Raw genomic sequence first — 10,476 nt, 5'->3', positions numbered from 1 at the left:
AAATTTATATTTAAATATTGGGAACCTACATAATTTTATTTTTGATATTAACCACTTTAAGTTTTACTGATTATGTTCGCTTTGAAAAAAATCAAAGAAAGATATTTTTGGTAACAGGAGCGTGTTTATTTTTTCTAGTTTTCTGGACATTTTCTAGTTTAAGATGGGAATGTGGTACAGATTGGGAGTCTTACTATGATACTTTCTTTTATTTTTCTGATGCTCATACTGTAAATTTTGAACCGGGATATATTGCTCTAGTGGGGAAAATTAGGGAGTATACATCTAATTATACTGTCTTTCTAACAATTTTTTCTTTTTTATGTTTGGCATTGAAGTTCTCTTACTTTTATAAATTTCATAAAGAGTTCTTTTTTACACTTATTTTATTATTTTTTTGCTATTATTTTGCCGATATATTTGCTGTACGTCAAAATTTGGCAATTTCTTTGACACTATTTAGTACTGTTTTTATTATAAGGAAGCAACCTGTTTTTTTTGTTTTGTTTGTAACCTTAGCGGCTTCAATTCATTATTCTTCAATATTATACTTTTTTGCTTATTATATCTATTGGAGTAAAATTAGTGATAAGACTTTTTATTATTTGGCAGCGTTTTGTGTAGCATTAGGATTGATTGGAATTGGGACATTGATTTTAGATTTAGTTTTAAGGGCTTTAGGGATTGATGGGTTTATTGGCGCAAAAATAAATAATTATCTTAATGAAGATAGTGAAGTATTAAATACAACCAACAATCCAATTGTAATGTATTTACTGGGAGTCACAAAAAGGTTTTTATTTATACCTTTCTTTATATTCGTAAAAAATAGGTCAAAAGGGAATTTTTTATATTTTCAAGGTTACTTTAATCTTTATATGGTTGGAAATCTAACCTATTTTGTATTTGCAAAAGATTTAGCTGTATTTGCTAGAGCATCTGTTCCTTTTCTTTTATTTGAAATTTTTCTTATAGGATATTCTTTGTATTTTTTTAAAACTAGAAAAAATATTATGGTAATTATATTTGCCCTAATTGTTTTTTTCTCATGGACAAGATTTAATGCCTTAGTTAATTCTTATTATGATCTATATGTGCCTTATAAGTCAGTTTTTAATATATAAGAAAGCAATTCATTATGAAAGATACAATAGTAATTAGTGAGGTTTCTCATGTAGGAGAGGTTCATTTTCAGGTGAATAGCTGTTTTGTGGAAATGATTTCGAATGCTTATCCATCAGGAGAAGTTATTTTTATTGCTGAACAAAACCATATCAAAGCAGTTAAATTAAATTTGCAGTTTTCAAATATTCCAAATTTGAAATATTTGCCATACGAAGCATTTTATGATCAAAAAAAATTCAAATGGAGATCTAGAATTATTGGAGAGTGGAGACAAATTCTTAAGATATTTAAAGTTGGAGTATTGCATAAGAATGAGACATTTATATGGACATGCTTGTTTCCAACAGGACATCTTTTTTTAAATATTCTTCTTTTATTTAAGAGAAAAACAAAACACGTTATTATATTGCATGGAGAGCTTGAGTTCTTGAAAATTAAGGGAAAAAGAAAATCTGAAATTTTATTAGGAGTTATTCTTAAACTAGCTTTTTTTTTAAGCAGTAAACGAACTAAGTATATAGTACTGGGAGATAATATTAAAAAAAGTTTAGTTAATTTATTAAGCTATTCTACATTAAATAAAATCTACTCTATATTACATCCATATAATTTTTCTGTAAATAAAGAAAACATAGCTGAAAAAGAAGATCATAATATATTGACTATCGGTTCGATTGGAACGCAAATGGTGTCAAAAAATTCTAATTGCATTTATGATTTAGGTGAATATTTTAAAACCGATATAATTAACAATAAAATTAATTTGCTGACAATTGGAAGAGTACTTCCTGAACTGCATAATTATCAAAATGGATTGGTTAAAAATTTATATTCAGATTCTTTTGTTACACAGGAAAATTTTGAATTAGAAATTTCAAAATTAGATTTTATAATTTTTTTCTATGATAATAGTTCCTATAAACTTTGCGCAAGCGGTGCCATTTTTGAAGCTATCCGATTGGAAGTGCCAATAATATCTATAAAGAACGACTATTTTTTATGGCTATTTGAGAGTTTTGGCGAGTTAGGATTTCTTTGTGATGATCTCAATGGAATTAAGGAGATCATTACTAAAATAAATAATGACGGTTACAAAGAAAAAATAGAAATGTTCAAAAATAATATGAGGCAATTTAAGGCAGATAATGATTTGAATAGTATTTCTTCAAAGCTGAAGTCAATTTTATGAAAAATAGTATCACAATTTCAGCTGTCATTCCTAATTTTAATTCTGAAAGAACGATTACAAAATGTTTAGAATCTATCTTAAGTCAAACTGAAAATGTAGATGAAATTATCATTGTTGATGATGGCAGCATAGATAAATCACTTGTAATTATTAAGAAAGTCATTAAAACTATAAATAGTGAAATAAAAATAGTTTTATCCGAACAAGAAAATGCTGGTCCTTCAGCTGCAAGAAATAAGGCAGTTTCACTAGCAACGAGTACTCACATTGCTTTTTTGGATAGCGATGATATATGGTATCCTGATCACATTAAAACTGTTAAGTCATTTTTTCAAGAAAATAATCAGTATAAAATTATTTCGACAAAATATTTAGGTGCGCCAATAAGTCATGTTGGAGAAATTTTTTTTAAAAAACTACTTTTTAAGAATTATTTCTTAACTCCTTGCGTAGTTTTAAATAAGGAAGCATTCCTTGAAATAGGTGGTTTTAATGAGAAAATGAATTTTGCGGAAGACTATTATTTATGGTTAAATATACTTTCTAAACACAAAGGATATTTATTAGATTATGTTGATGCTGCAAATGTTGATAATAAAATGTCTTTTGGGCAAAATGGATTATCATCAAACCTAAGACTAATGCATAAGGGGGTTTTAAAGTGTTATAAAAATCTTTATTCAGATCAATTAATAAGCTTTAAAACTTATATAAAAATAATAGCTGTTGAAAAAATTAAATATATCAGAAGAATACTTTTAATTTTTTATGTTAAAAAGAAATTATCATGAACATTAGATTTATAATATTATTTGGTCTATTTCATTTATCAATTTTCAGTTTTGGCTCTGTTACTTTCCAAAATGATATTATTATTGAGAATAAGATCTCTGTGTTAGATTTTGGTGCATTAGGAAATGGAATAGCTGATGACTCAGATGCTTTTGAAAAAGCAATTTTATATTGTGTGAAAAATGGAAAAACTCTATATATACCAAAAAGCAAAAAGAGCTATAACTTGAACAAATCCATCAGAATAGAGTTGGTAAGAGGTGATAAAATTAAAATTATATCAAATCAAGCAATTATTTCTCCAAAAATTACTGATACTAGAAGTGCATACAAACTAACTCCTTTTAAAGAACATGTTTTTATTTCGATAGGACGAAAAATAAATTCTATTCATACACTTGAGAACCCTGACGAAAATATAGGTACTGAAATATTTATTTCAGGATTAATAATTGATGGGGTGCAACAAGAAATTACTAAAAATGTGGATTCGTTTGATGATGATATTTACATTGCAGCACAGTTAATAGCTGAAAAAGTAAGTGTTGAAAATTGTGTTTTTACAAATATTTTAGGTTATGGGTTAAGAATTCATGATGTTTTGAACAGTACGATTACAAAATGTAAATTTAAAAATGTTGGAGGCAGAGGGTATACTCAATTTGCAAATAAAATTGATATGGATGCATTTGGAGATGCTATTTATCATGCAAAAGTTAGTGAGAATGCTAATATAACAATTAACGATTGTTCTTTTGAAGGTAAAATAAGTAATAAAAAAAGAAGCAGATCAGCGTTAACATTTGAGTATTCTATATTTCCATATAATGTTAGTATGAATAATATTGATATTCAGGGTTATGCTAAATGTTTGCATATTGAAGAAACTGCTAAAACAATTTTTAGATTAAATAATGTAAAATTTAAGGACTTCAATTTTGCTATTGCGAATGTTCTTAATGATTCTTCAAAAATTTATTTAAATAAATCTATAATAAAAGTAGGGTTTAATGATGGAAATGATCATGGTGATGCTTTGGCATTTTTAAATTATCATAGTACTGCTCAAATATATGTAAGCGATTCTGAATTAGATTTTAATGGAAGACAAAATGCATATCAAAGTGTAGTTGGATTAGTTAAGGTTGAAAGATCTACAATTAAGGGGAATAATACTAATTTTTTCTTTGCTGATAGCAACACAATTTTTTCATATTGTAAATTTATAAATTTTGGAGGATCAGAAATGTCTTTTTTTTCAAATGATCCTCAAAAAAAATACAAAATAGAAGAATCAAAGTTTATCGGAAACCCATATTCTTCAGTAAAATCAAAGAATGTTACATTAGAAATTAATGAGTAGAGTTATTTACTTATTTTAGAAATATTATGAAAATATTAATTATTATAACCAGAGGTGATACAATAGGAGGTGCACAAACACATGTTTCGTTAATAGCCAAAAAAATAAAAGAAGAAGGTAATGATGTAAATGTTATTTTTGGAGGAGAGATAGGTCCCTTTGCTAATTTGCTTAATGAGTATAATATTCCCTATTTTAATGTTCCATCATTTTCTAACAACTTCTCGTTAACTAATGATATAAAGGCTTTTTATGAAATTCGGAATATTATTAAGTTGTTAAAGCCAGATCTAATTTCTTTACATTCAACAAAAGCAGGGCTTTTAGGAAGAGTTATAGGTAAAAGTTTAAAACTGCCAGTTGTTTTAACAGTTCATGGCTGGTCTTTTAGTAAAGGAATCCCTCTTTTAAAACGAATAATTGGATCTATAATAGAAAGAATACTTTCATTTATGGTCAATAAATATATTCTAGTATCATTCTACGATTTAGAAATGGCTAGAAAATTAAAATTTAAAGCGTCTAAATTAGCTGTAATTCATAATGGAGTTGAGGATGCTTTTGTGCAGCCTAACAATAAAGACATATCAAATGATAGACCACTTTCTATTGTAATGGTTGCAAGATTTGACAATCAAAAAAATCAAAAATTTTTGATTAATGTTTGTAAAGATATTTCTGGTATTAAATTAAATTTTATTGGAGATGGTCCTCTTTTAGAAAAAACGAAATCGTTCTCTGATAAGCTAAATTCATCTTGTGAAATCAAGTATTTTGGTTTACGTCTTGATGCAAAAGAAATTATAAAAGAACATGATGTTTTTGCTTTAATTTCAAATTGGGAAGGTTTTCCAATTTCAACAATAGAAGCAATGTCAGCTAGTATGCCAATAATAGTGTCAGACGTGGGAGGTGCAGCAGAATGTGTTGAAGATAATGTTAATGGTTTTATTATCAAGGAAGGAGATGCAGATTATTTACGTAATAGCATCATAAAATTGAGAGATAATAGATTACTGACAAAAGATTTTGGAATAAAATCCAGGATAATTTACTTAGATAGTTTTACTGATAAAGTAATGTATCAAAAAACAGTAGCTGTATTTTCTTCACTATTAAACAAATCATAAATTGGATATTTTAATAACAGGGTCAAATGGTTTTCTAGGAACTTTAATTAAAAAAGAGTTTTATTATTATAATATCTTTGATTTAAATAGAAATAATGGAAGTTACCACTGTTCTTTACAGAATGAAGTTCCCGTTTTTCATCAAATTTTTGATTTAATTGTTCATTCAGCAGGTAAGGCTCACGTTGTACCAAGATCTGAATCTGAAAAGAAAGAATTTTACGATGTAAATGTTTTAGGTACATTAAATTTATTGAGAGGATTAGAAAAATCTGGTTTACCAAAAATGTTTGTTTTTATAAGTTCAGTTGCAGTATATGGACAAGAAATAGGAAATGATATAAGCGAAGAACATGCATTATTGGCTAAAGATCCTTATGGATTAAGTAAAATTGAAGCCGAAAAATTAATTCAAAAATGGTGTGAAGATAATAATATTATATGCAGCATATTAAGGTTGCCATTATTGGTTGGCAAAAGACCTCCAGGTAATTTAGGAGCAATGATAAAAGCTATTCAGAAAGGCTATTATTTCAACATAGGAGGAGGTAAGGCGAAAAAAAGTATGGTTTTGGCAAAAGACATTCCTAGTTTTATTTTGAAAGTTGCAACAATTGGTGGGATCTATAATCTTACAGATGGAGTTAATCCAAGTTTTAGTGAGTTAAGTCGTGAAATTTCAATAAAGAAAAAGCAACAATTTAATTTACCACTATCTTTGGCTAGAATTATTGGGAAATTTGGAGATGTTCTAGGTAATAAATCTCCAATTAATTCTCTAAAAGTTAAAAAAATAACTTCAGACTTAACTTTTAATGATTCAAAAGCAAGAAAATTTTTAGATTGGAACCCTGAGCCTGTTTTGGATTATCTAAAACGAGAAAATTTGTATTAATATCTTTTAAAAAATTAAAAGTTTCATAACTAAACAATGAAATATACAATACTTGGAATTATTTTAATGACTTTGATGTTATTATATTTTAGAGTCGCTGATCATTTTAATATAATTGACAAACCAAATAAAAGAAGCTCACATACTGAGATAACATTGCGAGGAGGTGGAGTAATTTTCTGGTTTTCGGCTTTATTATATTTTGTACAGCATATACAAAATAATTATTTTTTCTTCACTGGAATAACATTAGTTAGTTTGGTCAGCTTTTGGGATGATATTCAAAGTTTATCAAATAAAATTAGAATTTCGATTCATTTTTTATCAATTACTTTGATTTTTTATGATTTGAGCTTGTTTAACTTAATGCCCATTTGGAGCATATTTATTGCTTATGTTTTAGCGATAGGATTAATTAATGCCTATAATTTCATGGATGGAATAAATGGAATTACTGGTTTGTATACTTTATCAGTAATGGGAGCATTACTGTATGTGAATACAAAAATTCAACTTTTTATCGATGGAGAATTAATAAAGTATGGAATAATTGCAAGTCTGGTTTTTTTATTTTTCAATTATAGAAAAAAAGCAAAATGTTTTGCAGGAGATGTGGGGAGCATTGCAATTGCTTTCTGGATAATTTATTTGATTTTAAAACTTATTCTAATTACAAATTCTCTAGTTTGGCTTTTATTTTTAGCAGTCTATGGAGTCGATGCTGTTTGCACAATTATTCATCGTTTGTACTTAAAACAAAATATTTTTGAAGCCCATCGTTTACACTTATACCAGGTATTGAGTAATGAATATAAAATACAACATAGATTGGTTTCTTTATTTTATGCATTAGTTCAAACTGGGGTTTCATTTTTTGTGATAACTCTTTATAATAAAGTTGAAGATTTATTTTTGTTTTTAATTGTACTTATACCTTTACTTTTTGTGTATACATCTAAGTTTTATTTAATAAGCAAGAATAATTTAAAATTAAAACATGATTCCTAAAATTATTCAGGGAGGAAATTTTTCAGATCACCGCGGCACTATCTCGTATGTAAATGATTTTGATTTTAAAGGAATTGAGAGGTTTTATATCATCAGTAATTCTGATGAAAATCCTATTCGGGGATGGCAAGGCCATAAATTAGATTCAAAAAACTTTTATTGTTTAAATGGTTCTTTCAAAATTCATTTTATAAAAATCGATAATTGGGAAAATCCTTCACAAGATTTAGTCATTGAAACTGTTATGGTTTCTGAATCGGATAGTAAAATAGTTCATGTTCCAGCAGGTTATGCCAACGCTATAGAATCTTTAGAAACAAATTCAAAGCTCATTTCTTTTTCGACTTTGCCACTTGTAAATGTTAAGGAAGATGATGTTCGTTATCCTTCAGATTACTGGTCTTTAAATGGATAATAAAAGAATTTATTTATCACTCTCAGTGCAAAGTGGCTTTGAACAAGAATATGTTCAGAAGGCATTAGAAACAAATTGGATAACTTCCGGAGGGCCAAATGTTGATGATTTTGAAATTAAACTTGAGAATTATTTTAATGAAGAATCATATGTCACAGCATTAAATTCCGGAACATCTGCTATTCATTTAGCGTTGATTTTATTAGATGTAAAAGCTGGTGATGAAGTAATTTGTCAAAGCATGACATTTGCAGCATCTGCAAATCCTATTTTATATCAGGGGGCTGTGCCTGTTTTTGTTGATAGTGAATCTGATACATGGAATATTTGTCCTGAGAATCTTGAAAGGGCTATAAAAGATAGAATAGAAAAAGGAAAAAAGCCTAAAGCAATTATTGCCGTTCATTTATATGGAATACCTTATAAAGTTGATGAAGTTCATTTTATTGCGAATAGATATGGAATACCTGTTATTGAAGATAGTGCAGAAGCTTTAGGGAGTACTTATAAAGGTAAAAAATGCGGGAGTTTTGGTACTCTTGGGATTCTTTCGTTTAATGGTAATAAAATTATCACCACTTCAAGCGGAGGGGCACTAATTACGAATTCCAAAAAGATAAAAGAGAAAGCAATTTTTTATTCAAATCAATCAAAAGATGCTGCAGTTCATTATCAACATAGTGAAATAGGATATAATTATAGAATGAGTAATATTTGTGCCGGTATTGGTTTAGGACAAATAAAAATCTTAGATAAGAATATTGAGGCCCGAAGAAAAAATCATTTTTTTTATAAAGAGATTTTTAAAGGTATAAAAAACGTAGAGCTTTCGGAAGTATTCGATGAAACTCATTTTTCAAATTTTTGGCTGAATACAATTCTCATAAAACCAAATAATAATAAAAATAAGGAGGGATTGATATTGGCACTCGAAAATGTAAACATTGAAAGCCGTCCCCTTTGGAAACCGATGCATTTACAGCCAATTTTTTGTGAATTTCCTTATTACGGAGGCAAAATTGCTGAGGAATTATTTGATAATGGTTTATGTTTGCCATCAGGATCAAACTTAACAAATGAAGATAAAAATAGAATTAGAAAAGTAATTGAGGCTTTTTTTAATTGAAATAAAAAATAAAGAAGAGTTATATTTTAAAATGAAAATTGAAAAAACGTTTATAAAAGATTTAGTAATTGTAGAGCCAACAGTATTTGGAGACGAGAGGGGATATTTTTTTGAATCTTACAGCAAAACCAAATTTGAAGATTTAGATATCCATATTGATTTTGTTCAGGACAATCAATCATTCTCAAAAAAAGGAACTTTAAGAGGTTTGCATTATCAAAATCCTCCATTTGCACAAACTAAATTAGTACGTGTTTTAGAAGGTGAAATCATTGATGTTGCTGTAGATTTAAGAAAAGACTCACCTACTTATGGAAAAGCATTCAGTGTATTGTTATCTGCTGAAAATAAAAAACAGTTGTTAGTACCTCAGGGATTTGCTCATGGATTTTCGGTTATTAGTGAAACTGCTTCAGTAATGTATAAATGCGATCAGTTCTATAATAAGACTTCTGAAGGTGGTATAAAATATGATGATCCTTCATTAAATATTGATTGGGGAATGGATTTAAAAGACGCGATTGTTTCTGAAAAAGATCAAATACTTCCTTTCATTGATAATTGTAATAGTTTATTCTAATGAAAAAGATTCTTGTAACAGGAGCCAGTGGACAATTAGGATCTGAACTTTTTGTTTTGTCAACATCTTATCCAGAATTTGAATGGATTTTTGCAGACAGAACAAAAGTCACATTAGATGATTTAGAATTGCTTAAAAATCAATTAAACAAAATAAAACCTGATATTATTTTTAACTGTGGTGCTTACACTGCAGTTGATAAGGCTGAAACTGAAAAAGAACTGGCTTTTACAATAAATCATCTTTCTGTAGAGTTAATTGCAAAATATACTTTTGAAAACAATATAAAATTAATTCATATTTCAACAGATTACGTATTTGATGGATCTTCTTCTTCAGCTCTTAATGAAGAAGCCAAGACTAAGCCGATAAATGTATATGGGGAGAGTAAATTAGCGGGTGAATTAAGTTGTTTGAAAGAAAATCCAAATTCAATTATTATTAGAACTTCTTGGGTTTATAGTAAATTTGGAAACAATTTTGTTAAAACGATGCAGCGATTAATGCAGGAAAGAGACGAAATAAATGTTGTAAATGACCAGATTGGTTCACCAACATACGCCGCAGATTTGGCCAAAGCAATGATTGATGTCTTAAGATCTTCGAATTGGGTTCCGGGGATTTATAATTATTCAAATGAAGGAGAAATTAGCTGGTATGAGTTTGCACTTTCTATAAAAGAATTTGGAGGATATAATTGTAAAATTGGGGGAATTAAATCTTCATCGTATCCTACTCCGGCAAAGCGTCCCAATTTTTCATTATTGGATAAGAAAAAAATAAAAGAGACTTATAAGCTGCAGATACCTGATTATAAGAAAAGTTTAAAAAATATGTTTATATAATTAAGATC

General features: G+C 28.1%; 11 protein-coding genes. All 11 read left to right on the top strand.

What is annotated here, in order from left to right; all coding sequences use genetic code 11:
• The first annotated feature begins 41 nt into the window (after window positions 1-41).
• Genes L1276_RS21525 through rfbD form a run of 11 tightly spaced genes read left to right on the top strand, consistent with a single transcriptional unit; the run spans window position 42 to window position 10,468 of the window.
• Window positions 42-1,124 carry an EpsG family protein gene (locus L1276_RS21525; protein WP_253791479.1) on the top strand — a complete coding sequence of 361 codons (1,083 nt, stop codon included), beginning with the start codon at window positions 42-44 and terminating at the stop codon, window positions 1,122-1,124.
• Between the two features lie 14 nt (window positions 1,125-1,138).
• Window positions 1,139-2,314 (top strand): hypothetical protein, encoded by a 1,176-nt coding sequence (locus L1276_RS21520; RefSeq protein WP_253791477.1) that lies wholly within the window; start codon window positions 1,139-1,141, stop codon window positions 2,312-2,314.
• The gene (locus L1276_RS21515; protein ID WP_253791476.1) at window positions 2,311-3,105 is read left to right on the top strand and encodes a glycosyltransferase family A protein; all 795 of its coding nucleotides are present in this window, start codon (window positions 2,311-2,313) and stop codon (window positions 3,103-3,105) included. The genes L1276_RS21520 and L1276_RS21515 overlap by 4 nt, the downstream gene beginning before the upstream one ends.
• A complete protein-coding gene (locus L1276_RS21510) occupies window positions 3,102-4,469 on the top strand; it encodes a hypothetical protein (RefSeq protein WP_253791475.1) in 1,368 nt (455 codons plus the stop codon). The genes L1276_RS21515 and L1276_RS21510 overlap by 4 nt, the downstream gene beginning before the upstream one ends.
• Window positions 4,470-4,495: 26 nt before the next feature.
• The gene (locus L1276_RS21505; RefSeq protein ID WP_253791474.1) at window positions 4,496-5,599 is read left to right on the top strand and encodes a glycosyltransferase family 4 protein; all 1,104 of its coding nucleotides are present in this window, start codon (window positions 4,496-4,498) and stop codon (window positions 5,597-5,599) included.
• A gap of 1 nt (window position 5,600) precedes the next feature.
• The gene (locus L1276_RS21500) at window positions 5,601-6,494 is read left to right on the top strand and encodes an NAD-dependent epimerase/dehydratase family protein (RefSeq protein WP_253791473.1); all 894 of its coding nucleotides are present in this window, start codon (window positions 5,601-5,603) and stop codon (window positions 6,492-6,494) included.
• Window positions 6,495-6,530: 36 nt separating this feature from the next.
• On the top strand, window positions 6,531-7,502 hold the full coding sequence (locus L1276_RS21495) for a glycosyltransferase family 4 protein (protein ID WP_253791472.1): 972 nt from the start codon (window positions 6,531-6,533) through the stop codon (window positions 7,500-7,502).
• Entirely contained in the window at window positions 7,492-7,917 is a 426-nt protein-coding gene (locus tag L1276_RS21490) for a WxcM-like domain-containing protein (RefSeq protein ID WP_253791471.1), read from the top strand. The genes L1276_RS21495 and L1276_RS21490 overlap by 11 nt, the downstream gene beginning before the upstream one ends.
• Entirely contained in the window at window positions 7,910-9,043 is a 1,134-nt protein-coding gene (locus tag L1276_RS21485) for a DegT/DnrJ/EryC1/StrS aminotransferase family protein (protein ID WP_253791470.1), read from the top strand. The genes L1276_RS21490 and L1276_RS21485 overlap by 8 nt, the downstream gene beginning before the upstream one ends.
• A 31-nt stretch (window positions 9,044-9,074) precedes the next feature.
• Window positions 9,075-9,623: a dTDP-4-dehydrorhamnose 3,5-epimerase gene (gene rfbC, locus L1276_RS21480; RefSeq protein WP_253791469.1), complete on the top strand. Its 549-nt coding sequence runs from the start codon at window positions 9,075-9,077 to the stop codon at window positions 9,621-9,623.
• Window positions 9,623-10,468: a dTDP-4-dehydrorhamnose reductase gene (gene rfbD, locus L1276_RS21475; protein ID WP_253791468.1), complete on the top strand. Its 846-nt coding sequence runs from the start codon at window positions 9,623-9,625 to the stop codon at window positions 10,466-10,468. Before rfbC ends, rfbD begins: the two co-directional genes overlap by 1 nt.
• Window positions 10,469-10,476 lie beyond the last annotated feature (8 nt).

The sequence above is a fragment of the Flavobacterium sp. HSC-32F16 genome (genome assembly GCF_024171645.1).
Taxonomy (GTDB): domain Bacteria; phylum Bacteroidota; class Bacteroidia; order Flavobacteriales; family Flavobacteriaceae; genus Flavobacterium.
The sequence above is the reverse complement of the archived record's forward strand: the minus strand, read 5'-3'. Positions and strand labels throughout refer to the sequence as shown.